Annotated in this window: 24 protein-coding genes; 9 read left to right on the forward strand and 15 right to left on the reverse strand. The window is 64.8% G+C overall.

Annotated elements, in window-relative coordinates; genetic code table 11:
- Positions 1-69 precede the first annotated feature (69 nt).
- From CFE28_13170 to CFE28_13180, 3 genes are read right to left on the reverse strand one after another with little or no spacing between them, the layout of a single operon-like run.
- Complete coding sequence (locus tag CFE28_13170) at positions 70-708, reverse strand: glutathione S-transferase (GenBank protein ID OYU70858.1); 639 nt, start codon at positions 706-708, stop codon at positions 70-72.
- Positions 705-995 (reverse strand): hypothetical protein, encoded by a 291-nt coding sequence (locus CFE28_13175; protein OYU70859.1) that lies wholly within the window; start codon positions 993-995, stop codon positions 705-707. The genes CFE28_13170 and CFE28_13175 overlap by 4 nt, the downstream gene beginning before the upstream one ends.
- A gap of 3 nt (positions 996-998) precedes the next feature.
- Positions 999-2,147 carry an acyl-CoA dehydrogenase gene (locus CFE28_13180; protein OYU70860.1) on the reverse strand — a complete coding sequence of 383 codons (1,149 nt, stop codon included), beginning with the start codon at positions 2,145-2,147 and terminating at the stop codon, positions 999-1,001.
- 119 nt (positions 2,148-2,266) lie between these two features.
- Between CFE28_13180 and CFE28_13185 the strand changes: the two genes are divergently transcribed.
- Positions 2,267-2,725 carry a thioesterase gene (locus tag CFE28_13185; protein ID OYU70861.1) on the forward strand — a complete coding sequence of 153 codons (459 nt, stop codon included), beginning with the start codon at positions 2,267-2,269 and terminating at the stop codon, positions 2,723-2,725.
- Positions 2,722-3,720 (forward strand): hypothetical protein, encoded by a 999-nt coding sequence (locus CFE28_13190; GenBank protein OYU70862.1) that lies wholly within the window; start codon positions 2,722-2,724, stop codon positions 3,718-3,720. The genes CFE28_13185 and CFE28_13190 overlap by 4 nt, the downstream gene beginning before the upstream one ends.
- Here CFE28_13190 and CFE28_13195 read toward each other — a convergent pair.
- From CFE28_13195 to CFE28_13205, 3 genes are all read right to left on the reverse strand, one after another.
- Positions 3,717-4,331 (reverse strand): glutathione S-transferase, encoded by a 615-nt coding sequence (locus CFE28_13195; protein OYU70863.1) that lies wholly within the window; start codon positions 4,329-4,331, stop codon positions 3,717-3,719. The two genes, CFE28_13190 and CFE28_13195, sit on opposite strands and share 4 nt — an antisense overlap.
- A gap of 7 nt (positions 4,332-4,338) precedes the next feature.
- Entirely contained in the window at positions 4,339-5,622 is a 1,284-nt protein-coding gene (locus CFE28_13200) for a Na+ dependent nucleoside transporter (protein ID OYU70864.1), read from the reverse strand.
- Positions 5,623-5,710: 88 nt separating this feature from the next.
- Positions 5,711-6,790 carry an NADH:flavin oxidoreductase gene (locus tag CFE28_13205; protein OYU70865.1) on the reverse strand — a complete coding sequence of 360 codons (1,080 nt, stop codon included), beginning with the start codon at positions 6,788-6,790 and terminating at the stop codon, positions 5,711-5,713.
- A 98-nt stretch (positions 6,791-6,888) separates the two neighbouring features.
- On the opposite strand from CFE28_13205, the gene CFE28_13210 reads away from it, so the two are divergent.
- A complete protein-coding gene (locus CFE28_13210; protein OYU70866.1) occupies positions 6,889-7,314 on the forward strand; it encodes a hypothetical protein in 426 nt (141 codons plus the stop codon).
- 20 nt (positions 7,315-7,334) lie between these two features.
- Here the strand turns inward: CFE28_13210 and CFE28_13215 are convergent, their stop codons facing one another.
- The 3 genes from CFE28_13215 to CFE28_13225 form a co-directional block, all read right to left on the reverse strand.
- Positions 7,335-8,786: an MFS transporter gene (locus CFE28_13215; GenBank protein OYU70867.1), complete on the reverse strand. Its 1,452-nt coding sequence runs from the start codon at positions 8,784-8,786 to the stop codon at positions 7,335-7,337.
- Positions 8,749-10,239: an MFS transporter gene (locus CFE28_13220; protein ID OYU70868.1), complete on the reverse strand. Its 1,491-nt coding sequence runs from the start codon at positions 10,237-10,239 to the stop codon at positions 8,749-8,751. The genes CFE28_13215 and CFE28_13220 overlap by 38 nt, the downstream gene beginning before the upstream one ends.
- A 109-nt stretch (positions 10,240-10,348) precedes the next feature.
- Positions 10,349-11,254: a 3-oxoacyl-ACP reductase gene (locus tag CFE28_13225; GenBank protein ID OYU70869.1), complete on the reverse strand. Its 906-nt coding sequence runs from the start codon at positions 11,252-11,254 to the stop codon at positions 10,349-10,351.
- Between the two features lie 215 nt (positions 11,255-11,469).
- Between CFE28_13225 and CFE28_13230 the strand changes: the two genes are divergently transcribed.
- Positions 11,470-13,365, forward strand: coding sequence for a methyl-accepting chemotaxis protein (locus CFE28_13230; protein ID OYU70870.1), 1,896 nt, complete (start codon positions 11,470-11,472; stop codon positions 13,363-13,365).
- A gap of 60 nt (positions 13,366-13,425) precedes the next feature.
- On the opposite strand, the gene CFE28_13235 is transcribed toward CFE28_13230, so the two are convergent.
- From CFE28_13235 to CFE28_13245, 3 genes are read right to left on the reverse strand one after another with little or no spacing between them, the layout of a single operon-like run.
- Entirely contained in the window at positions 13,426-14,391 is a 966-nt protein-coding gene (locus tag CFE28_13235) for a hemolysin secretion protein D (GenBank protein OYU70871.1), read from the reverse strand.
- Positions 14,392-14,393: 2 nt separating this feature from the next.
- Positions 14,394-15,116 carry an ABC transporter ATP-binding protein gene (locus CFE28_13240; GenBank protein OYU70872.1) on the reverse strand — a complete coding sequence of 241 codons (723 nt, stop codon included), beginning with the start codon at positions 15,114-15,116 and terminating at the stop codon, positions 14,394-14,396.
- The gene (locus CFE28_13245) at positions 15,113-16,255 is read right to left on the reverse strand and encodes a permease (GenBank protein ID OYU70873.1); all 1,143 of its coding nucleotides are present in this window, start codon (positions 16,253-16,255) and stop codon (positions 15,113-15,115) included. The genes CFE28_13240 and CFE28_13245 overlap by 4 nt, the downstream gene beginning before the upstream one ends.
- 200 nt (positions 16,256-16,455) lie before the next feature.
- Between CFE28_13245 and CFE28_13250 the strand changes: the two genes are divergently transcribed.
- On the forward strand, positions 16,456-17,934 hold the full coding sequence (locus CFE28_13250; protein OYU70874.1) for an MFS transporter: 1,479 nt from the start codon (positions 16,456-16,458) through the stop codon (positions 17,932-17,934).
- A 19-nt stretch (positions 17,935-17,953) separates the two neighbouring features.
- Here the strand turns inward: CFE28_13250 and CFE28_13255 are convergent, their stop codons facing one another.
- A complete protein-coding gene (locus CFE28_13255) occupies positions 17,954-19,084 on the reverse strand; it encodes a sodium:proton antiporter (GenBank protein OYU70875.1) in 1,131 nt (376 codons plus the stop codon).
- Positions 19,085-19,248: 164 nt separating this feature from the next.
- Here CFE28_13255 and CFE28_13260 point away from each other — a divergent pair, with 164 nt between their 5' ends.
- The 3 genes from CFE28_13260 to CFE28_13270 all read left to right on the forward strand — a co-directional run bounded on the left by CFE28_13260 (position 19,249) and on the right by CFE28_13270 (position 22,264).
- A complete protein-coding gene (locus CFE28_13260) occupies positions 19,249-20,493 on the forward strand; it encodes a hypothetical protein (protein ID OYU70876.1) in 1,245 nt (414 codons plus the stop codon).
- 5 nt (positions 20,494-20,498) lie between these two features.
- On the forward strand, positions 20,499-21,644 hold the full coding sequence (locus CFE28_13265; protein ID OYU70877.1) for a hypothetical protein: 1,146 nt from the start codon (positions 20,499-20,501) through the stop codon (positions 21,642-21,644).
- A 68-nt stretch (positions 21,645-21,712) separates the two neighbouring features.
- Entirely contained in the window at positions 21,713-22,264 is a 552-nt protein-coding gene (locus tag CFE28_13270; protein ID OYU71707.1) for a GNAT family N-acetyltransferase, read from the forward strand.
- Here the strand turns inward: CFE28_13270 and CFE28_13275 are convergent.
- Entirely contained in the window at positions 22,261-22,530 is a 270-nt protein-coding gene (locus CFE28_13275) for an N-acetyltransferase (protein ID OYU70878.1), read from the reverse strand. The genes CFE28_13270 and CFE28_13275 overlap by 4 nt on opposite strands.
- Before the next feature lie 85 nt (positions 22,531-22,615).
- Between CFE28_13275 and CFE28_13280 the strand changes: the two genes are divergently transcribed.
- A complete protein-coding gene (locus CFE28_13280) occupies positions 22,616-23,182 on the forward strand; it encodes a hypothetical protein (GenBank protein OYU70879.1) in 567 nt (188 codons plus the stop codon).
- A 5-nt stretch (positions 23,183-23,187) separates the two neighbouring features.
- On the opposite strand, the gene CFE28_13285 is transcribed toward CFE28_13280, so the two are convergent.
- Positions 23,188-24,375, reverse strand: coding sequence for an acetyl-CoA acetyltransferase (locus tag CFE28_13285; protein OYU70880.1), 1,188 nt, complete (start codon positions 24,373-24,375; stop codon positions 23,188-23,190).
- Positions 24,376-24,397 lie beyond the last annotated feature (22 nt).

Below are 24,397 nucleotides of genomic sequence, written 5' to 3' on the forward strand. Positions count from 1 at the left end.
GGTGAGGCAGGATGTCTGAACAGGCGCGGCAGGAACGGATTTCCTGCAGCAGGATGTCCAGGTCCGATGTCACCTCGCCACGATCGCCTTCTCGGCGGCGATATGGCCCGCGAAGGACGGCCGGGCATGGATCGCCGCCACATAGGCCGCAACCTTGGGATAGACCGCCGGATCCGGCGTCCAGCCCACATGCATCAGGTTCACGAAGGGACTGGCCACGGCGATGTCGGCCAGGGTCAGCCGGTCCTCGACCAGGAAGCCGGAGGCCGGAAGGACCGATTCCAGATAGGCCACAGCGGCCGGCAGGAGATTGGCCTCGGCGTGGGCGGCGGCGGCCTCATCGCCGGGCTTGCCCATGAATTTCGGCATGACCAGACGGTTGAAGAACATGGGACCTGCGGCGCCCACCAGAATGGTGTCGGCGTATTCATCGAACCAGATCGATTTCGCCCGGGCCCTGGCCTCGGTCGGGATGAGATTGGGCTCTGCCTTGAGGGCCTCCAGATAGGCGACGATGGCTGAGGAGTCCGCCAGGGTGAAGTCGCCATCCTCGAGGGCCGGGATCTTGCCGAAGGGACTGGCCGCCTTGAAGGCTGGCGAGCCGCCGCCCATACCCCCAGGCGCGCTCTCGACGGCTATTCCCTTCTCGGCGGCAAAGGCCAGGGACTTGCGGACAAACGGCGACATGGACGAGCCATAGATGATCATTCTTCAGGTCCTTCAGGCGTGGGCGCGGCGAACTTCGGATCGCCGTCCAGGGGCATGCGCAGGCGATAGACACCCTTGAAGTTCTCAGGGTCGGCGGGCTTGCCGTGGCGGGTCACGACGATCTTGCCCTGGCGGGCCAGGCCCCGGGCAGTGGCGCGGACATGGCCGGTCAGCCTCTGCCAGCGCTCGGGACTGGCGGCCCGGGCAACTTCTTCGGACGATGCGGACTTTCCGGGGGCCAGCTTGCTGAGCACCTCCAGGATCACCGCTTCCATATCGACGGTCATGGTCTATCCGCCCCGCTTGAGGGTCTCGCGGGCGATGATCACCTGCTGGATCTGGCTGGTGCCCTCATAGATCCGGAAGATGCGGACATCGCGATAGAAGCGCTCAATGCCGTAGTCGGCGATATAGCCGGCGCCGCCGAAGATCTGCACGGCCTTGTCAGCCACCCGCCCGACCATTTCCGAAGCGAAGTACTTGGAAGCTGCCGCTTCCAGGGTGACGCTCTGGCCGGCGTCGCGCTTGCGGGCGGTTTCGAAGGTCAGCGCCTTGGCGGCCAGGACCTCGGTCTTGCAGTCGGCGATCATGCCCTGGATCAGCTGGAACTGGCTGATGTTCTGACCAAACTGCTTTCGCTCGGAGGCATAGGCCACGCTGTCGGTGATGAGGCGCTCGGCCACGCCGATACAGACCGAGGAAATATGCAGACGACCGCGGTCCAGCACCTGCATGGCCACCTTGAACCCTTCCCCTTCGCCGCCCAGACGGTTCTCCACCGGCACCCGGACATTGTCGAAATTGACGTCGCAGATATGGGCGCCCTGCTGACCCATTTTCTTCTCGGGCTTGCCAACGGTCAGACCGGGAAGGTCCCGCTCGACCAGGAAGGCGCTCACCCCACCGCCGCCGGGCTTGTTGGGGTCGGTTCGGGCCATGACCGTAAAGAGGTGGGCCTTGTTGGCGTTGGTGATGTAGCGCTTGGAGCCGTTCAGCACATAGTGGTCGCCGTCGCGCACGGCGCGGGTCTGGACTGCGGCGCTGTCGGAGCCGGCCTCAGGCTCGGTCAGGGCGAAGGAGGTGATGATGTCGCCAGAGGCTATGCCCGGCAGGTACTTGGCCTTCTGCGCGTCCGTCCCGAACATGACCAGGCCCTGGCTGCCAATTCCGACATTGGTGCCGAAGGCCGAGCGGAAGGCGGGGCTGGTGCGGCCAAGCTCGACGCCCACCAGGCACTCCTCCTCCATGGTCAGATCAAGCCCGCCATATTCCGCAGGGATGGTCAGGCCATAGAGCCCAAGGGCCTTCATTTCCTCGATGACGTCATCGGGCATGGCGTCGGTTTCGGAGACCTGAGCCTCCAGGGGACGCAGGCGTTCAGTAACAAAGCGGCGGACGGTGTCGATCAGCTGGTCGCGGGTTTCTGGGTCTAGGGCCATGTTCGGTCTCGTTTGCGGAGGGAGGCGCTTGCATCGCTGGACGCAGCCGCTTAGGTCGGCGGCTAACCTAGTAGTGGATTGCGCGTCGGGCAAACCTTCCGGCGCATGGGAGACAAGATATGGACGGCGGCGAAGAGCAGGCCTCGGGCTGGGTGCACAAGACGGTGGAATCCGGCGAGTGGGCTGGCTGGTCCTACTACAATGCCGATCCCTTCGAGGATCATGCCGGGCCCTTCTATTATCGCGTGGACGAGGACGGCCAGCGGGTCAGCGCCTTCCGCACCGAACACAAGCACATGAATGGCGGGAACTTCCTGCATGGCGGGGCGATCATGACCTTCGCCGACTACGCCATCTTCGTCATTGCCCGGGACGCCCTGCAGGACGGCCACAGCGTGACCGCCAGCTTCAATGGCGACTTTGTCGGCTCCGTGCCCCCCGGCGCCCTGGTTGAATGCCGCGGCGAAGTGGTGCGAAACGCCCGCAGCATGGTCTTTGTTCGCGGCCTGATCACTTCGGGCCCGGATACGGTCATGAGCTTTTCGGCCATCATCAAGAAGACCCGGCCACGGACGTGAGCCCGGTCCTCTCGGTCCTCGACCTGTCGCCAGTTGGCGGCGACAACACCCAGGCCCAGGCGGTCCGTGAGACCATCGAGGTGGCCAAGGCCGCCGAACGGCTGGGCTACAACCGCTTCTGGGTGGCCGAGCACCACAATATCGGAACCCTGGGTTCCGCCGCACCAGAGATCCTGATCGCCGCCCTGACCCAGGTCACCAGCACCATCCGCCTGGGCTCTGGCGGGGTCATGCTGGTCAACTACTCGCCCCTCAAGGTGGCAGAGGTCTTCATGGAGCTGGAAGCCCTGGCGCCGGGCCGCATCGACCTGGGCGTCGGCCGCGCTCTGGGCACAGACAGCCGGACCGGCGGCGCCCTGCGCTCTGTGAGTTCAGAGGCCTTCCCGCAATACTTCGCCCTGCTGAACGCCTGGCTGCTGGACGCTTCGGGGGTCGAGCCCATCACCGACGCCCACCCGGCCCGGGGCATACACGCCAGCCCCTCAGGTCCATCCCATCCGGACCTGCACATGCTGACCTCCTCGCCCGACAGCGCTGCCTTTGCAGGCCAGTCAGGGGTCGGGATGGTGTTCGCAGAGTTCATTGCCCGGACCGATGGCGGGCCGTCTGTGGCGGCCTATAAGCGGGCCTTTGAGCCCTCGGTCTTCCGCACCAGCCCCTGGGCCGCGGTGGCCACCATTGCGCTCGCCGCTGAAACCGATGCGGAAGCCCAGAGGCTGGCAGCCCCCATGCGGGCCGGCGCCCTGGCGACCCTGGACAATGAACGGCGGCGGTTCCCGTCCATTCCCGAAGCCCTGGCCTTCCTGGCCGAGCGGGCCGACGATCCGAGGCTGCCCGGCGTCATGGCGCGGTCCATTGTCGGTGATCCTGAGACCGTCAAACGGCGACTGGCGGAAAAGGCCCAGACCACGGGCGCTGACGAGATCTTCGTCATGGCGGTCGGCCCCAGCCTCGAGACCCGGATCCGGTCGCTGGAGTTGATAAAAGGCGCCTAGGCCTGTGCTGCGGGACGCTCCCGCATGGCCTGCGCCCAGCGGGCGACTTCGGTCAGGTTTTCCGGCAGTGCCATGCGGATCAGGCGGGTGAAGTCCAGGCCGATGAAGGCGACAATGTCGGCTATGGTCAGCCGGTCGGCGGCGAGCCAGTCCCTGCCCTTGAGCCTCTGATCCAGCAGGCCCAGGGCCTTGAGCGCCTGATCGCGGTTATGGCCCCCGACCGTGGCGTCCTGCTGTTCCAGCCCCGCCAGCACGGGCGAGAGGTGGCGGACACCGATCATCAGGGGATGGGCCACAAGCAGCTCGGCCCGGCGGGTCCACATTTCGATGACCGCAACCTCATCCAGGCTTCGCCCGAACAGGTTGGGCTCTGGATATCGGCCTTCCAGATAGCGGCAGATGGCGAGGCTTTCAGTCAGGGTGGTTCCGTCGTCCATTTCCAGAATGGGCAGGCCCACAAAGCCTTCCGTCCGGGTCAGGATCTCGTCGGTCCTGTGCTGGCCTTCGGCCATGTTGAGGCGCACCACTTCGATGTCGGTGATCGCCTTCTCCGCCATCACCCAACGGACCCGGCGGGGATTGGGGGCGACGGCTGTGTCGTAGAGCTTCATGGATGACCTAGTGCTGGAAGAGTTCAGCCGGCATCAGGCCGACCACGGCGGCGGTGACGCAGGTGGCCAGGAAGCCGGCGAACATGGCCTTCCAGACCATGCCGATGACTTCAGACCGACGCGAGGGCACCAGCACCGAATAGCCGGCCACATTCATGCCCACCGAGGCGATATTGGCGAAGCCGCAGAGGGCGTAGGTCATGATCACCCGGCTGCGGTCAGCCATCTCGGCCACGGGAATGGCGCCCAGTTTGATGAAGGCGGTGAACTCGGTCAGCACCAGCTTGACCCCCAGAAGGGAACCCGCCGTGGGCGCATCCTTCCACGGAACGCCAATGGACCAGGCCAGGGGGGCGAAGATCACGCCCAGGCCGCGCTCGACCGACAGCGGCGCCCCGCCGACCGGAGGGAACATGCCCAGAATGCCGTTCAGCATGGCCACCAGGGCCACGAAGACGATCAGGGTGGCGGCGATGTTCAGCACGATCTGCAGGCCGTCTGACGTGCCCTTGATCATGGCGTCGATGGAGCTTTCGTAGACCTTGTCGGAGTCCGGATCGAGGGTCTGGGGCTGTTCCTGGGCTGGATCGCGAGGGACGAGGATGCGGGCCAGCAGGACGCCAGCCGGTGCTGAAATGATCGAGGCGGTCAGGACGTGGGCCGCGGCGTTGGGCAGGACGCCCTTCAGTATGGTCGCATAGGCCACCATGGTGGAGCCCGAGACACAGCTCATGCCCACGGCGATCAGCATGAAGAGCTCAGAGCGCGACAGACTGGTCAGATAGCTGCGGATGAAGATCGGGCCTTCCACCTGGCCCATGAAGACGGTCGCAGCCGTGGCCAGGGCCGGGGGGCCGCGCAGGCCCATGGTCTTTTCGAAGACCAGGCCAAAGCCCCTGGTGATCCACTTCAGGATTCGCCAGTGCCACAGCAGGGCCGCAAGGGCGCAGACAACCAGGATCACCGGCAGGACCCGGAAGGCGAAGACGAACATGTTCTCCGGGTGTGACAGATCGTAGGGCTGGTTCGGCGTACCCGCCAGAAAGCCGAAGACGAAGGCGACGCCGGTCTGGGTGCTGGCCGCAAGACCATCCACCGCGCCGCCCATGGCGGCCAGGACGGCGCGCAGGGCCGGAACCCCGAACAGGGCCAGGACGAGAACCGCCTGCAGGGCTATGGCGCCCGCCGCCAGCTTCCACGGAAACTTGCGGCGATCTTCCGACATGGCCCAGCAGGCCAGCAGGATCAGGGTCAGGCCCACCAGGCTCTGGAGGTTTTCAAGTCGGATCATGAATGCATCGCCCCGTCCCGCCGACCAGCTTCTCCGGCGGCAGGGTTCCATTGAGTATCAAGCGGCCCGCCGTGGCAAGCCATGGCGCCTATTCCGCAGCGACGAAGCCAGGCCAGGTGGACATGTAGCCGACAAAGGTCGGGCCAAGCCCCTCGGCCACCAGATGCGCCCGGGTGACCGGCAGGCTTACCGGCAGGAAGCCCGGATCTGCTGCCAGCTTGTTGGGATAGTCATGGTGCAGGATCGCCGCCCGACCCAGCAGGACGAAGTCGGCGCCGGCGTCCAGACAGGCCTGGGCGTTGGCGGGGGTCATGATCTTGCCGGCGACGCCCAGGCGGACCGAGCCACGGTCCAGTTCAGTGAAGACCGAGATCAGGGGCTTGTCGGTGAAACCGCCCTCGGAGGTGGTCTTGAAGCTGTCCCAGAGGGACATGTCCAGATAGTCGATCTTGCCTTCGGTCATCAGGGCCTGGGCCAGGTCGCGGGTCTCGATCAGGTCAATGCCGAACCGCTCCGGCGACAGGCGCAGGCCGAGATTGAAGTCGGCCCGGCAGCGGGCGCGGATGCCGTCGATGATTTCGCGGACAATACGGGCGCGGTTCTCTGGCGAGCCGCCATAGGCGTCGGTGCGCTGGTTGACCTCGCCACTCAGGAACTGGCCCAGGATATAGCCATGGGCGCCATGGATTTCGACGCCGTCAAACCCGGCCTTTTCCGCGCGCTGGGCGCCGGCGATGAAGTCCTCGACCAGCTGGGCGACCTCTTCGGCGGTCAGGGCCCGGGCGCTGAATTCGGCATTGTCGGAGGGGCAGACCGGCGCCTGACCGATAAGGTCAGAAGGCGACCGCATGCCGGCGTGGTGGAGCTGTACAATGGCGAGGCTGCCCTCAGCCTTGATTGCGGCCGCCAGCCGGGTCAGGCCCGGCAGGTGGGCGTCGGAGAAGATGCCGAGCTGTCCCGGAAAGCCCTGGCCGATGGCCTGGACGTGGGCGGCGCAGGTCATGGTCGCGCCAAAGCCGCCGACCGCCCTCTGGGTCAGCCAGTGATACTCATCGTCCGACAGGGTCCCGTCCGGATGGCTCTGCAGATTGGTCAGGGGCGCCAGCATGAAGCGGTTCTTCATGGAGGGCCCGCGCTTGAAGCTCATGGGCGCAAAGAGGTCGGTCATTGGCGGTCTTCCCTGATGATTTGGCATGGTCATAGGCGAGGCGGAGGCCCGGGGGCAAGGCTAACCGGCTGATAAGAATGCCCTGCTAGCTTTGAGCCATGACACAGACCTTTGGTCGCCGCACTGCGCCTTCCTATCACGCTCCGGTTCGGGAGCCGGCGATCCCGCACGAGGTGCAGCAGGCCCTGGCGGCGGTAAGGCGCCCGCAGCAGGATCCCGAGTTCGCCGCCTGGACCCGAGCCAGGGCCATGACCCGTTGGAAGATCTGGGGCATGTGCTTCCTGATCGTTCTGGGCGGCCCCCTGGCCTTCTTCCTGCCCGAAGGCGTTGGCCGCATAGCCGGCATTGCTTCCACCACAATCGGGATCACCGGCATGGTCCTGCGTTGGATGGAAAGGCCGCCCACCGCCGAGCCCCGGCGCAAGCGCTCCCGACACCAATCGGATCGGGATGGAGGTTTCGACACGGAAAGCCTTGGCGACCGGTGGTCGCCCGACGGCAGTGGCTCAGACGGCGGCGACTAGACCAGCCTATCGCGCAGGCGCTAGGGCCGGTCCGGCGGCGATGCGATCGAAACACCTGTAGCCGCCTCGAAGGTCCGCGCCTCGGCCGCCAGGGCGTCGCGAATGTCCAACTGACGACGAACCTCTCCATGGCGCTCGGCGTCAAGCTTCCAGCCAATGAAGGCGGCTCCACCAAGGAAGACCAGGGTGATGGGTGCGAAGACATAGGTCATTTCCAGACCGTGTATCGCCTGGGGCGTATTCACCGCACCCTCGGCAGCCTTGTACCCGACGATTTCCAGCACCTTGAAGCTGATACCCACCGTGATGGCTGCGCCGACCTTCTCGGCCGTGGTGATCAGGGCATAGAGCAGTCCGGTTCGTTCGTGGCCGGTTTCCAGCCTGACCTCGTCGGCCACATCGGCGACCATGGCCCGCACGATCGGAGCGAAGGCCGAGCCCACAAAGCCCACGAAGAACATGCCCGGAATGGCGAGGGACATGGTGGCCGGGGGAATGATCATCAGGGCGGTCTGGGCGACCGCATAGGCCACGGATGAAGCCATGATCGCCCTGTGCTTGCCGATCCTCTGGGCGACGGCGCCCCAGAACAGCGATCCGACCAGACCTGCAGCAATGTAGAACAGTAGCAGGATCGAGGTCTGCGGCAGGGTGTACTGGCGGGCGTCGTGGAAGAAGAACAGGTAGAGCGCCGCCGTCGTCCCCGGGCCAAGTGCGATGATGAAGTCGGCCCAGACCAGCCTGAGAACCTCCGGGCGGGTCAGCAGGGACCAGTAGTCCTGCAGTGTGACCGGCGTTTCATTGTCCGCCCGGGGCGAGATCTTTTCCGGCGTGATCAGGGCGCAGAGGACCACGGTCAGCGGCAACAACCCGATCAGGAACCAGCCCATGGCTGGCACGCCGCCGTGGGCTCCGCTGGGTTTGCCGGTCAGCGCCAGGGGAAGAAGGAGGATGAGGATGGCGCCGATCACCCCAACGGCCTGGACCACCCCATAGACCCGGCTTCGATCGTGATAGTCGGTGGCCAGGGTTGCGCCCCAGGCCGCCTGGCCCAGGGTCAGGATCGAGACTCCGGAATACAGGACCAGCAGCCAGAGCAGCAGGCCTGCAAAGCTGAGGCCGGGCTGGGCCATGAACAGCATGTAGATGGCGAGCATTGTGATGGGGGCGCCCAGGATCAACCATGGGCGATAGCGGCCCAGCCTGGTCCGGGTGCGGTCCATGGCCATGCCGAGCAGGGGATCGAGTCCCATGTCCAGCAAACGGACAATCATGAAGGCGGCGCCCACAGCGCTGAGGCCTAGGCCGATATAGGTCGAGAAGAACCGCGGCAGGTAAACGCCCATGACAAGGCCAATGGCAGCGATGGGCGCGGCCGTGGAGCCAAAGGCGGCGACAACAGGCAGGGACAGGCGGTTTGACGTCGCCACGCCCCTACTCGCTGACCGTCGGCTTGCGGTCATCGCCCACATAGACAGCGTCCGCCTGGCCCGTCAGGCCCTCAAGGCTGGCGGTCTCGTCGTAAAGGGCGTCCCGTTCTTCCAGCTGGCTGCGGATTTCTGCATGGCGCTTGGAGTCCAGCTTGTAGCCCCAGAAGCAGGCGCCGCCGAGCATGACAAAGAAGATCGGGCCGATCAGGTAAGCCAGTTCCAGACCGCGGATCTGCTCGGCGGTATTGATGGCGCCTTCCTTGGCGTTGAAGCCGATCGCCGCCAGGACGTTGAAGGTCAGGAAGATCGAGCCGGCGCCGGCGACCTTGGTGGTGGCGTTTGTGAGGGCGTACAGCAGGCCGATCTGCTCCTTGCCGCCTTCCAGCCGGATTTCGTCGCCGATATCCGCGGTCAGGGCGCGGATCATCACGCCAAAGCCCGAGGCGAAGGCGCCCAGCAGGGCCATGGGAATCAAACCAATAAGGACACTACCCTGGGGCACGGCCATCAAGGTGATCAATCCGACGGAGTAGAGCGTCGTGGTCAGCATGAGGGCGCGATGCTTGCTGATCTTGTTGGCCAGCCATGCGGTCGCAGGCGCGCCGACAAATCCGGCCAGGATGTAGACGGCCAGAAGTGCGTTGGCGTCAGTGACCGAGAAGCCACGGGAGGCCGTGAAGAAGAAGATGTAGATCGCGGCCATCCAACCGGGACCGAGGGTCACACAAAGGTCGGCCAGCAGGATCCGGACGACATTGCCCTGGGTCAGAAGGGCGACATAGTCCTTCAGCTGGAAGTGCCCTTCGGCATGGTCCCGGGTGATTTTTTCCTTGGTGCTGAGGACCACGGCGCCCACGGCGATCGGAATGAGGGCGATGATGGCCCAGCCCATGGCCATGACGCCTTCGGCATTGGACTTGCCCATGCTCGACATGACGATCGGAATGACCAGGGCCATCAGGGCGCCGGCGACGCCGACGGCGGCCAGGACGCCGAAGATCCGTGATCTTTCCTGATACGAGGTGGCCAGATTGGCCGCCCAGGCTGAGTGCGACAGGGTCAGGATGGACAGGCCCAGATACATGATGAGCAGCCAGGTGATCAGATAGACAATGGTGGCCCCGACCGGCGCGTGGAACAGCATGAAGAGGCCGCCCATCAGAATCGGCGCCCCGGCCAGCATCCAGGCCCGGTATCGGCCGATGGGTGTCCGGGTCCGGTCCATGGCCAGGCCGATGAAGGGATCGAGGGGAATATCGATCAGGCGGACTATGGCGAAGGCATTGCCGACGACGGCGAGGCTGATGCCCAGGTGCCCGGCAAAATAGGGGGGCAGTTGAACTGAAATGGCGATGGCCAGAGCCGCGACCGGCAGGCTGGTGCCTGCAAATGCTAGAATGGCGGCGAGTGAAAGCTGCTTCTGGCGATCCGCCGTCGTACCGACTGACAAGGTGTCTTCTCCCTGGGGACAGGCGTCTCTCAAGGGACGCTGCAATGCCCTAGGTTACGCGCGATGATCCAGTCTGGCGCAAGAGAAGATTTGTGACGAAGGCACATGGCGGGCGTTTTTCAGGACGCCCGCCTCAAGCCGGGTCAGGGTGCGCCTAACCGCCGGCCATCTTGCGGAAGAACTTCCCGCCCTGTTCGCCGCCGCTGAAATAGGCGGCCTGGCCTTCGGCGTCGGTGATCTTTGACCAGTTGTCGCGGACCTCTTCCACCGACAGACCGCCCTCGCCCAGATAGACACCTTCGGTCTCGTAGATACGGCTGAGGGCGAAGCTGCCGCCGCCGGCGGTCAGGATGGCGCCCGTGGGGGCTTCTTCACTGGCCAGGAAGACGACGCCCGGCGTCACATATTCCGGGTTCAGCTTGGCCAGGATTTCCGGCGGCATCAGGTTTTCGGTCATGCGGGTCGCGGCCACCGGGCTGATGGCGTTGATGTGGATGTTGTTCTTCTGCCCTTCGAGCTTGATGGTGTTCATGAAGCCGATGAGCGCCATCTTGGCCGCGCCATAGTTGGACTGGCCGAAATTGCCATAGAGGCCCGAGGACGAGGTGGTGACGATGATGCGGCCATAGTTCTGGGCCTTCATGATCTCCCAGACCGCCTTGGCCGGCTTCACCGTGCCCATCAAGTGGACATTCATCACCAGTTCGAAGTCGGCGATCTCCATCTTGGAGAAGGACTTGTCCCGCAGGATGCCGGCATTGGCCACCAGGATGTCGATCCGGCCCCAGGTGTCCATGACCTGCTTGACCATCAGGGCGACGCCCGCGTCATCAGCCACGGACGAGCCATTGGCCATGGCTTCACCGCCAAAGGCCTTGATCTCGGCCACGACAGCGTCGGCCGCTGCTGAATTGCCGCCCGAACCGTCGACCGAACCACCCAGGTCATTGACCACCACCTTGGCGCCGCGACGGGCGAGCTCCAGGGCGTGCTGACGTCCCAGGCCGCCGCCGGCGCCGGTGACGATTGCGACTTTGCCGTCGAAACGAATGTCAGCCATGGAAAATCTCCTGATGAATTGGGGCTGGAATTGCGGCGGCGTTGTGGGACGGGCCGTCTGGGCCGTCAAGCGCCGGCTTCGAACCTGCGAGCATCAACAAGAGATTAATCGCCCTGGTTGTTGCCCGTTTTTGTGGCATTTATGCACAATTAATAATCATATGCGCATGAAAACTAATCTTCCTCGGTCCATTTGAGACTTCCAAAGGCATTTTCATGTTCCAGACCATAAAATCCAAGGTCGCCATTGCAGGCGTGGGCCTGCTGATACTCAGCGCCGGCTTGGGTGGATGCGGCATTTGGGCCACTTCGCGTCTGGCGTCGGAACTGGCGTCGTCCTCCAGGATTTCAGCCCTCCTGCGAGATCACATGCAGGCAGACATGATGCACGACGCCATGCGAGGCGACGTTCTGGCTGCGCTCTTGTCTCACGATCCGCGAATGGGGCTGAACCCCGCCGAAGTGCAGACGGATGCGTCGGAGCATGCGCGGATTTTCGAAGAGTCCATTTCCAACGCCCTACACCATGCTGACGCTGACATAATTCCAATCCTCAAGACCCTTGATCAGCCGATCAAGGACTATGCTGAGGCCACCCAGACCATGGTCGCCCTGGGCTCGCGGAACCCTGAAGCCGCCGTTGTCCGACTGGGTGAGTTCAACGAGACCTTTCGTCGCGTCGAAGTTCTGATGGCAAAGGCTTCAGACAAGATCGAGTCCCGCGAAGCGGCGCAGGTAAAGGCCGCAGATGGGTTGGCGACCCTGGCCAGGACCATAATGATGATCGCTCTGGCCATCGGGCTGTCCGGCGTCAGCGCCCTGATTTTCGCCGCCAACCGAATACTTGTTACGCCATTGCTAAGCCTGACCGGAATCATGACCCAACTCGCTGAAGGGCGTCTGGACTTGAAGGTCTCTGGGATCGAGCGCAAGGACGAGATCGGCGCCATGGCCAGGGCCACGGACACATTCCGTGAGGCCGGAGAGGCCAAGCTGCGACTGGAGGCTGAGGCCGCCGCCAACCGCAGCGAGGCTGAAAAGGCCCGGGAGCAGTCCGAGACCGAACGCCGGATCGCCAATGAGGAGCAGGCGGCCGCCATGGCCGAACTGGCGACCGGCCTGGGTCGTCTGGCCGAAGGCGACCTTACCCACCGCTTCACGGCCCCGGTCGCCGACCGGTTTGAATCGGTGAAGGCAGACTTCAACCGCACGGTGGAACGGCTGGAAGAGACTGTGGGAACAGTGGTCAAGACCGTGGGTGACCTGCGCGCCGGGGCGGATCAGATCTCATCTGCCGCCGACAACCTGTCCCATCGCACCGAGCAGCAGGCGGCCAGCCTGGAACAGACCGCAGCCGCCCTGGAAGAAATCACCGCTACGGTCGCCCAGACCGCCACAGGCGCCCGTCAGGCCAATGAAGCCGTGGTCTCAGCGCGGGAGGAAACCGCCCACTCGGACGGTGTGGTGGCCGGAGCTGTCGGCGCCATGAAGCAGATCGAAAATTCCTCGAAGGAAATCAACCAGATCATCGGCGTCATCGACGAGATCGCCTTCCAGACCAACCTGTTGGCCCTCAATGCCGGCGTGGAAGCCGCCCGGGCTGGAGATTCCGGCAAGGGCTTCGCCGTAGTCGCCTCGGAAGTCCGGGCCCTGGCCCAACGCTCCGCTGAGGCCGCCAAGGAGATCAAGAGCCTGATCCAGGTCTCGTCCCAGCAGGTCAATCAGGGCGTCGGCATGGTGGGCGAAGCAGGCAAGGCCCTGCAGAACATCAGCCGCCGGATCGAGGAAATTGACACCCTGGTCGGCCAGATCGCTGGCTCCACCCAGGAACAGTCCTCCGCCCTGGCCGAGGTCAATTCCGCAATCTCGCACATGGACCAGGTGGTTCAGCAGAACGCCGCCATGGCTGAGGAGTCCTCGGCTGCCGCCAGGACCCTGAAGGACGACAACTCCCGGCTCGCGGAATTGACCGCCAGGTTCCGGGTGGGCGGCGTGCGACAAGCCAGCCCGGTTGACCGGCCAGCCCCCTCTCCTGCCCGCAGCCTGCACCGAAGGGTGGCTGCCGCTGTGGGTGGATCTCCTGCGCGCCAGGACAGCTGGGCGGAATTCTGAGCCGTCAGTAAACCCGTCACGAGGGCCCGGACCTGCGCCGGGCCCTCTTCATTTGCGGGATCAACCGCCTGTCGCGCTCGCCTGGGCCGCTGTGCGCATGAACTTCACCAGCACCCTCTGACCGATCAGGAAGGGCGCCGACTCTGACGAGACGACCACCTCGACCACCCGGTCGTCGGTCCGCTCGGACGGATCGTCAGAGACCAGCTTCCGGGCGCCGAAGACCGCCGCCTGACGCAGGACCCGGCCCGGATAGGTCCTGGCGGGATCGGACTCTGTTGAGACCTGGACGGGCTGTCCAAGAGCGACAAAAGGCAGGGCGGTTTCGGCGACTTCGGCCCGGATGATCCGCGCCGTCGCCGGCTCCAGGTCAAACAGGGCCGTGACATTGAGGGTCGAGGCCCCTGCTCCCGGATTGGCGTAGCGGCGTGCGATGCGCCCGTCAGCAGGCGCCCGGATGATGGTCAGGTCTTCATTATAGAGGGCCTGGGCCAGGGCAGCCTTTGCAGTGGCGATGTTCGCCCGCTGGGCTTCGAGATTGGCCTCCGCCTGGCGGATGGCGTCATTGGCCTGATCCAGCTTCTGACCCGCCACGAAGTTTGTGGCGACCAGACCCTGAAGTCGGGCCCTTTCCCGCCGGGCCGTCGACAGCTGGACCTCCAGCAGTGCGACCTGGGCCTGGGCCTGCCGGACCACCGCTGCAGCCTGGGCCGCCGCGAGTTTCAGCTCATCATCCTCCTGCCGGGCCAGGATCTGGCCCTTGGCCACTCGGTCGCCCTCGTGGACATAGACCTCGCGGATGATGCCGCCGCGGCGGGCGGCCACCTGGATCATGCCGCCCTCAACGTCAGCCTTGCCATTGGCTATGGCGACAAAGGGGCTCTTCTCGGCATGGGCGGCGGTCGCCTTGACTTCGGCGGCCTTCTTCGCCTTGGCCTGCCCACTCATGACCATGCCGCCAACGCCTAGCACCAGCACAGCCGCCAGGACAATCCAGGCAATGGGGCGGCGGAGTATTGCAAACATGGTCAGGCTCCCTGGGGCGCGGAGGCCGCTGCCGACGCCGTGCGCCGATCGCTGAGAATGCGGCCGTCTTCAAGATGGATGATCCGGTCGGCATAGGCTTCCAGACGGGGATCGTGGGTGACGCAGATGACAGCTGCGCCATGGGACTTGGCCGCCCTCTGCAAGAGCTGGATGACGATCTGGCCGTTCTCGCCATCAAGGGCCGAGGTGGGCTCATCGGCGAACAGTAGGCGCGGCTGCTTGGCCAGGGCGCGGGCAATGGCCACCCTCTGCTTCTCGCCGCCGGAAAGCTCTGCAGGGCGCTGGTTGAGCTTGGGGCCAAGGCCCACCTCTTCCAGGGCGGTGATCGCGCGTTCACGGCACTCATCTGGCGACAGACCGGTGTATTTCAGGACGGTGGTCACCTGCTGCAGGGCGGTCAGGGACGAGAACAGGTTGAAGCCCTGGAAGATGAAGCCGCAGTGATCCAGCCGGAACCTGTCGATCCGTCCGGGCTTCAGATCCCACAGGCTCTCGCCAAGGGCCGAGACCTGTCCCGCATCCGGTTGCAACAGTCCAGAAAGGGCGGCGACAAGGGTGGACTTGCCGGAGCCAGACGGCCCCATGACCATGGTCACGTCCCCATGACGGGCGTCGAAGTCCACCGACTTCAGCACCTCGATGAAGGTGCGGCCGGTCTTGAACCGCTTGGTCAGGCCGGTTGCGGAGAGGGCGGCGGCAGTCATCGCAGGAGATCCGCTGGCTGGCTCTTCTTCAGTATGCCCATGGCCATCAGGCCAGAGGCGATGGAGATGACCATCAGCAGGGCGGCGACCCCGACGACGGCGCCTATGGGAAAGCCCATGGGCAGGCCTGCGCTTTTGGCCAGGAGGTATACCCCGAAGGTGAAGAGCGCCGTGGCGCCCAGGCCCACCAGGCCGACCCAGAAGGACAGCTCCACCACAATCAGCCGCAGGGAGCCCATGGACACGCCCAGGGCCCGCAGGCTGGCGAACTCCTTGATATTGGCCAGGATCGCGCCCCGCAGGGTCTGCGACGTAATGCCGACCCCGATCAGGAAGCCCAGGAAGACTGAAAAGCCCAGGAAGATGCCGATGATCTGCTCCTTCAGCAGGGCGCCTTCATTGGCCTTGGCCAGCTCCGCCCGGGTCCAGACGCGGTAGGCGCCATGAGAGACGGCGTTCAGCTCATCGCGGACAATTTCGGCCCTGGAGGGATCCTTGATGCGAACCATCAGGGGGCCGGTCTTGTCGTCCTTGCTGAACATGCCCATCAGCCGGAAGGTGTCCCGGGACATGACGATGGCGGGCTGGTTGATGTCGGGATAGCCGTCCAGGAAGGCCCGGACCTTGACCGTCTTGCCCCGCACGGTGGCCGTGTCATTGAGCTTGACCCCCAGCCGCGCCATGGCCGACCGGTCGATGGCGATCGCATAGGGCTCGAGCAGGGCGATCCGCACGCTTTCAGGATAGTCCACCGGCAGGGTGACAGCCCCGGGCTGGGGATCGACCATGTTCACCTGAACAAAGGTGGTGATCTGCTTCACCCCCTTTGGCGGATGGTTCGCCCAGCTGGCGCCATCACCGTCAAAGCTGGCCACCTGCAGAACCTCGGGATTCAGATAGATCTGCGGACCGATCCTGCGGGGCAGGCCGCTGGGGCCGGAATTGATCAGGCTCTCGGACTTGGGCGACAGGATCATCAGGTCGGCCCGCGACCGGTCAATGGTCGCTGTCGCCCCCCGGACAATGCCCGTGAACAGGCCGACCTGGGCCAGGATCAGCAGGCCTGAAAAGGCCAGGGCGATCACGGCCGCCATGTACCGGCGCCATTCATAGATCAGTGTGGCCAAGGCCAGCGACATGGGTCCCTCCAAGCCGCCCGACCATGGGAGGGGCCTGACGGCCGCGCCAATTAAATCCAGGTAATCAGCTGACGAGACGCTGTTTTTCTTATATTTTTCAAGACATTAAATTTGGTTCATGTCTGGGGCGCTCGGCGGGCGGCATTGCCTCGTCCCTGAGCCGAAATCCTGTGGCTTCGCCATAATCCGAACAAAAACGGTTGCGCCATGAGACAAGCCAAGGTCTGTTGCGCGGATTACGGCTCCGTCAGAGAGCCCCCTATGAATTTTTGAGGAAACGTCACTTGAGCCCCCCCGCGTCTGCGGCGTCCAAACGCCTGTCCACCCTCGCCCTTTTCGCCTTCGCCTGCGCCGGCATTCCGGTGTCCGCCCTGGGTCTGGCCTCGGGAACCTATCTGCCGCCCTTCTATACCGGCTTTGTCGGCATCAGCCTGGTGGCCTTCAGCGTGACGACATCGGTCGTGCGCCTTGTCGACCTGACATTTGACCCCATCCTGGGCTGGATCATGGATCGCACCCATACAAAATGGGGACGGTTCCGTCCGTGGTACGTCCTGGGCGTGCCTATCACCATGCTGGGCGCCTACATGCTGCTCAACCCGCCCCTGGGCGCCGGGGTGACCTATCTGGGCCTCTGGTACCTGATCCTGTGGATCGGGCTGTCGATCCTGAGCCTCAGCCACGCGTCATGGGGCGCTGCCCTGGCCGCCAACTATCATGAGAGATCCCGCATCTATGGCTGGATGACCGCCATGGCGCCGATCGGATCGGTCAGCCTTCTGCTCCTGCCCATACTGACCGGTCACAAGCTGACCCTGGGCGATCCCAAGAGCTTCCACGACATCAGCCTGATCATCGTCTTCGGCATACCGATCGGCGCCACCATCATGCTGCTCTTCACGCCCGAGCGCCCCAAGGTCACGGCTTCCCACCAGAAGTTCGGCTTCATGGACTATGTGGCCATGATGCGCCGCCCGACCATGGCCAAGCTCATCCTGGCTGACCTGGCCTACACCCTCGGCCCGGGCGTCACCGGGCCTCTCTACGCCTTCTTTTTCGGTCAGATCAAAGGCTTCGACCGGGCCGAAATCGGCTTCCTGCTGATCTTCTATATCGGCGCAGCCCTGGCTGGCGGCTTTGCCTGGCCCATGATCGCCAAGCGCATCAGCAAGCACAGGGCCATCCAGGTGGCTTCGGTCGCCTATGCCGTGGCCCAGACCTCGCTCATGGCCACCCCGCGGGAGCTGTTCTGGCCAACGGCCATCGGCATGCTGTTCGTGGGCTTCTGCGTCAGCGCCTTCATCCTGCTGATCCGCTCCATGGTCGCCGACTATGCCGACGAGATGCAGCTGGAACAGGGTCGTGAACGGGCCGGCGTGCTCTACGCCATGGTCACAACCACCCAGAAGCTGGGCGCCTCGATCAATGTGCTGCTGGTCTTCCCGATCCTGCAGTTCATCTTCAAGTTCGACCCGAAGAAGCCGGTGAATGACGCCTTCGCCCTCCAGGGGCTGCAGCTCTGCTACCTGTTTGCACCGATCATTTTCGTTCTGGTCGGGGCAGCCCTGTTCTTCGGCTACCAGCTTGACGAGGCCCGGCACTCTGAAATCCGCGCCGCCCTCGACGCGCGGGAAGCCGCCGAAAGCGACGACCTGCCTGCCGCAGATGAACCCGTCTGAGAACGGGCCGTCCGACTGATCAGGCCAGGGCCTCGGCCATTGTGCTGAAGGCTCTGGCCGACAGGCCGTCAGGCGTGACAGCCACCACCGGCTTGCCGTCATCGCAGGCCTGACGCAGGGCGATGTCCAGGGGGATTTCCGCCAGCAGGGGCACGCCCAGCTTGACGGCCTCGGCCTTGGCGCCGCCTTCGCCGAAGATGTGAACCCGGGCGCCGGTGGCCGGGTCCGGATAATAGGCCATGTTCTCCACCACCCCGAGAATGGGGGTTCCGGTCTTGCGGAACATGGCGGCGGCCCGGCGGGCGTCGATCAGGGCGATTTCCTGGGGCGTCGAGACGATCACCACCCCATCCACCTTCAGCTTCTGGACCAGGGTCAGCTGGATGTCGCCAGTGCCGGGGGGCAGGTCAACAACCAGGACATCCAGGGGCTCGGCTTCGGAGCCCCAGGCCACGTCGCCGATCATCTGCCTGACAGCTGACGAAGCCATGGGGCCCCGCCAGATCATGGGCGCGGCCTCATCCACCAGGAAGCCGATGGACATGACCTTCATGCCCCAGGCCGCCAGGGGCTGGAGCTTGCCATCCACAAAGGCCGGATCGCCGTCGACACCCAGCATTCGGGGGGCCGAGGGGCCATAGACATCGGCGTCGAGAATGCCCACCCGAAGGCCGCGCGCTGCAAAGGCGGCCGCCAGATTCACCGAAATGGTCGACTTGCCCACCCCGCCCTTGCCGCTGGCCACAGCAATGACCCGCTTCACATGGGGGGGACGATCGGCGGTCGGCGGCGGCGCCAGCTGGGCTCCGGGATCGGCGTTCATCCTCGCCCCCTTGCGCACCCGGGTTGCACCGGGCGCGACGGGAGGTTCAGGCAGGGACGACACGCTGCCGGCCTGGGCCGTCAGAACGACCTGGGCCTTTTCGACGCCCGGCTGACGGGCGATCAGGGCTTCGGCCTCATCCCGGACAGACTGGTAGAGGGGCACGTCATCGCGGGCTACCTCCAGCATGAACCCGGCCCGCCCAGGCGCCAGAATGATGCCGCGGACCAGTCCGGCCGCAGCCAGGCCCTGGCCGGTTATCGGATCGCGCACCTGGTCCAGCAGGGTCATCAGGGCGGCGCGATCGATTGGAGCGGAGGAGGACATGGGGGCCTTTTAGGCTGGAACGCGGAACGACCCCACATTTCTTCCCGACTGACCGGGTTTTCAAGGCAATTCGCGACCGGGCCCCTCCCCTCAACCTCCATCCATATTGCATCCACAATCCTGAAATAGCCGTCCGACAGAGGCAGGAACCGGGGCACACCAAAATGGCAGGTCAGAAATTCAGGACGGCGGCGTTCGCGATTGCGGCGGCCTTGATGGCGGCCGGCTGCGGCGGCGGCGGTGACAGCTCCAGCACCCTGTCGGGCGCCGGGTCCACCAATACGGTTCCGACCGCGCCCACCATTGGCGCGGGCACGGCTGGCAACGGCAGCGCCAGCATCACCTTCACCGCGCCCACATCGAACGGCGGAACCACGATTACCGGTTATACGGCCAGTTGCACGGCGGGAACGACAGCGACCGCCGCCGGAACGGCCAGCCCCATTGTCGTTTCGGGACTGACCAATGGCACGACCTACAGCTGTTCGGTCACGGCGACCAACTCGGTCGGCGTCAGTCCGGCCTCCGGCGCCGTCAGCGTCACCCCGACGGCGGGCGGGACCACGGGCGGCAGCGTTTCGACCGCTTCCATCCTCTGCCCCTACAGCCAGAGCACGCCGAACATCACCCTGACCTCAGGGGTCACGGCGACCAGCACCTCCTCGTGGACCTGCAGCACGACCGTGCGCTCCATGACCGCAAATGGCGTCCCCAATCACCAGATCGGGACCTTCCCGAATTCGGGCAATCCAAATACGCCCACAGTCCAGTCAAATGTGACTTTCGCCGCCACCCTCACGCCGGTGCTGGGCAGCAGCAACAATACTTCGCGGTCACTGGGTTATGCCCTCAATGGCGTAAAGTTCGACCCGGCAACGGCCGGCAGCTGTCCGGCAACGGCCACAAGGGCCTCGGATTGCTCGGCTATTGGCCAGGGCGCCTATCAGCTGGAAGCCCTGCAGGCCTTTTTCGATTTCGGGGTCGACAGCAACAACGCCCACGTTCAGCCCGGCGGCGTCTATCATTACCACGGCATGCCCGAAGGCATTCTGACCGCCGCCGGGGTCTCCAGCTCGGCGCCGAAGATGCAGCTGATCGGATGGGCCCCTGACGGCTTCCCGATCTATGCCCGCTACGGATACTCGGTCGCGACCAGCGCCTCGAGCGCGCTGAAGGTGATCAAGGGAAGCTATGTCCTTGATACGGTTGCAGACTCCGGCCGGCCGCTGGCGACCAATGTTCCCCTTGGCGTCTTTCCCACGGACTGGAACTATGTCGCCGGGTCAGGGGATCTGGACGATTGCAACGGGCGCTTCGGCGTGACCCCGGAATTCCCGGCCGGGATCTACCACTACTACGCCACGGACACTTACCCCTACCTGACCCGCTGCTTCAAAGGCGTGTTCTAGACAGGATGGCGATCCAGTCCCTGCATGGAGTCGCGCGCCCCGGATGGACGGCGGGGGTGGTCTTCCTGGGCATTCTTGCCCTGGCCACCCTGTTGGCCATGGCCGGTCCAGCGCAGGCCCATCTGCTCCCGGCCCAGACGGCGACCATGAACCTTGCAGGCGACACGGCCTATTTCGTGGTCTCGGTGCCGGTCTCTGCCCTGGAGGGCATTGATGATGACCGGAGCGGCGGCGCTTCGAGGGCCGAAATAGCCCGGCATTCGGCGGATATTGCGACACAGTTCAATCGGCGCTTTCAGGTGACGGGGGACGGCAAGGCGGGACTTGCCCTGATGACCATGGCCTGGTCGCCGCAGACAGAAGGCGCCCCGACCGACAGCGCCTATGTCGTGGTGCTCCACAGTGTCCGCTTTACCGAGCCGCCCCGTGTTCCTGCGGTCGCCACCGACCTGTTTGGCGCCCGTCCCGGCGAGGCGCAAATGACCCTGACGGCCAAGCGCGACAGGCAGGAATCCACGGCTGAAGTGGCGATACTGCGGCCGGGAGCATCCGAGCACAGCTTCTTCAAGGGCGGCCTGGCCACCTTCACTGACTTCGTACGGCTTGGCGTCGAGCACATTCTGACCGGCCCGGACCATCTGATCTTCCTGCTCACTATCATGGTGGCGGCAGCAGGATGGCGTTACTGGCTGAGCGTCGTCACCAGCTTTACGATCGCGCACAGCATCACGCTCACCCTGGCGGCCTTCGATCTGGTGCGGATCTCTCCGAAGATCACAGAGCCCGGGATTGCGGCCAGCATCATCCTGATGGCGGTCCTGAACCTCTGGCGGGGAGGCCCGGAAACCAGCGGCTGGCCACGCATCGCCATCGTATTTGCCTGTGGCCTGTTGCACGGCCTGGGATTTGCGTCCGCGATCGGCGCCATGGCGGCGGATGCCACGCTCCGGCTTGCGACCCTGGCGGGCTTCAACCTCGGCCTCGAACTTGGACAGTTCGCCTTCCTGGGCATGCTTCTGGCGCTTCTTGAACTCTCCCGCAGGTTCGGCGCCCTGCCTGGCCTGCTGCCGGCGCCGCGTCTGGCTTCAATCACAGCCCTGGTCGCCGCCACCGCCATGTTTGTTGGCAGGATCCTGCCGCGCAATGGGTAAGGAACTGCCTCCCAGACGCCATTCCTGCCTTGCGGGAATGGCGGTCGGAGTCCTATTTCATCACAATCATGCCGTGTCTGGTCACCCCTGATTCCCGTTATCTGAGGTCCTTCGTGGCGGCGCTGCGGGAAGGCTTCGATCGGGACACGCTCCGGCCCGAGACAGCAGAGACCATCGCCGAGGTCGCGTCAGACCCGGAGGCCTTTCTCGAGAGTCAGTTGACCCCGCCCCGCCACATCACCCTGCCCAATGGCCGGGTGGGGCGGGCTGTACCCTCGACCTCCCTCTGGTGGGTGGAGGGTACGGAGTTTCTTGGCTGGGCCAATATCCGGCACGATCTGGATGAGCGGCTGTCAAAGGTCGGCGGACACATCGGTTATGCGGTCCGACCAGGGGCGCGGGGCCAGGGACACGCCACAGCCATTCTGGCCGCCGCCCTGCTCTGGATCGGGGACAACCTGCCGCTGAAGAGAGTGATGCTGACGGTCAGTCCCACAAACACGGCCTCAATCAGGGTGATCGAGGCCAATGGCGGGGTCTTTACCGCCGAGGTCGATCACACCTGGCGGCCAGGTGAGACAGCCCTTCAGTTCTGGATTGATATTCCTGGGAAAACCTAGCTGACCAGGTCGCGGAACTCGTCGCTGCGGTTCAGCCAGGCGGCGGCGTAGGAACAGATGGGCGTGATCTTCAGGTCCGAGTCCCGGGCATGCTGGGCCAGGGCCGCCATCAATCGGCCCGATGCGCCGGTTCCACGCAGTGCGACCGGGCTTTCCACGTGATCCACGAAAAGTCGCCCATCCTTGCGCCGGTAGTCGGCCCAGGAGGTCATGCCCTTTTCGTCCAGTTCGAAGCGGGCGCCGGTGTCTCTGAGTGCTTGGGTCATGCAACCATATTACGCTGGCCAGGCTTCTGGGCTAGGCTCTGATGATCACATCCCTGGGAGGTCGGCAATGACTTGGCGTTTGGTGATGATGGCAGGCGCAGCGACCCTGGCCGTTGCGGCCTGCAGCAAGCCCTCGCAGCCCGAGGCCGAGGCAGGTGCGGCCGCCGGAGCCCCTCAGGCCGCCAGCCAGATCTCAGCGCCGCCCCAGGCGCCGCCGACCCTGCCAAAGCGCAGACCGGGTCTTTGGAAACAGACCGTCATCGGATCAGGCATGACCCAGGTCAGCCGTATCTGCCTTGATGAGGCGGCCGAGGCCAAGCTGGCCATCTGGGGCGCCCAGACCGGCAAGGACATCTGCGCTGAACAGGAAGTGCGCCCCACGGCTGGCGGCTGGGATTTCAATTCCCGGTGCGACATGGGCAGCGGCGGCACTGTGGTCTCGGAAGGCACTGCGACTGGCGACTTCAACACCAGCTATACGGTGCAGGTACAGAGCACCACTTCAGGCGCCGCCGCGCCGCAGATGAACGGTGCGCACAAGGTCAGCATTGCTTCAGAGTGGCAGGGCCCCTGCCCGGCCGGCATGGCGCCAGGCGACATGGAACTGCCCAATGGCATGAAGATCAACATGCTCAAACTGGGCGGGAAATAGACGCCCTAGATTAGTTCCACCGCCATGGCTGTGGCCTCGCCTCCGCCAATGCAGAGGCTGGCGACGCCCTTTCGGCCGCCCCGGGCTTCCAGCGCCGAAAGCAGGGTCGCCAGGATCCGTGCGCCTGAAGCGCCAATGGGATGGCCAAGGGCGCATGCGCCCCCATTGACGTTCAGTTTCGCCCGATCGATCCCAAGCTCCTGCTCGGCCACCATGGCGACCACGGCGAAGGCTTCATTGACCTCGAACAGGTCCACATCGGCCACGGACCAGCCGGCCTTGTCGAGCACCTTGCGGATGGCCGGAACCGGCGCAGTTGCGAATTGTCCCGGCTCATGGGCGTGGGCGGCGTGCGCCACAACCCGCGCCACGACCTTCAGCCCCAACCGCTCGGCCACCGAGGCCCGAGTCATCACAAGCGCCGCCGCGCCGTCAGAGATGGATGAGGCGTTGGCCGCTGTAATGCCGCCGTCTTTGGCGAAAGCCGGCTTGAGGGTCGGGATCTTGGCGGGATCGGCCTTGAGGGGTTGTTCGTCTGACGCCACCGTCTCGACGCCCTTGCGGGTGGTGACCTCCACAGGGACGATTTCCCGGACGAAGGCGCCAGATTCCACGGCTGCCCGGGCCCGGCTGAGGGAGGAAATGGCGTAGTCGTCCATCTGGCCGCGGGTGAACTGGTAGGTCCGCGCGGTCTCTTCGGCAAAGGCGCCCATCAGCTTGCCCGGCTCATAGGCGTCCTCCAGACCGTCCAGATACATGGAGTCCGAAATCACATCATGGCCGATGCGGGCCCCGCCCCGGTGCTTGGTCATCAGATATGGGGCATTGGTCATGCTTTCCATGCCGCCTGCGATGATGACGTCGGCTGAACCGGCCGCCAGGGCGTCGTGGGCCATGATGGCCGCCTGCATGCCCGAGCCGCACATCTTGTTGACCGTTGTCGCCGCGACCGAGATGGGCAGGCCCGCGCCCAGAGCAGCCTGGCGGGCCGGGGCCTGACCAAGGCCGCCCGGCAGGACACAGCCCATGATGATCTGGTCGGCATCTTCGGCCTTCAGTCCGGCCCGCTCTACGGCGGCGCGGACAGCGGCCGCGCCCAGGTCAGTGGCCTTGACGGGGGACAGGACGCCCTGGAAGCCGCCCATGGGCGTGCGGGCATAGGCGGCGATGACGACAGGATCTGAAGTGCTCATGGACCTGATATAATCCCCGACA

The sequence above is a fragment of the Alphaproteobacteria bacterium PA2 genome, assembly GCA_002256425.1.
Lineage (GTDB): Bacteria > Pseudomonadota > Alphaproteobacteria > Caulobacterales > Caulobacteraceae > Phenylobacterium.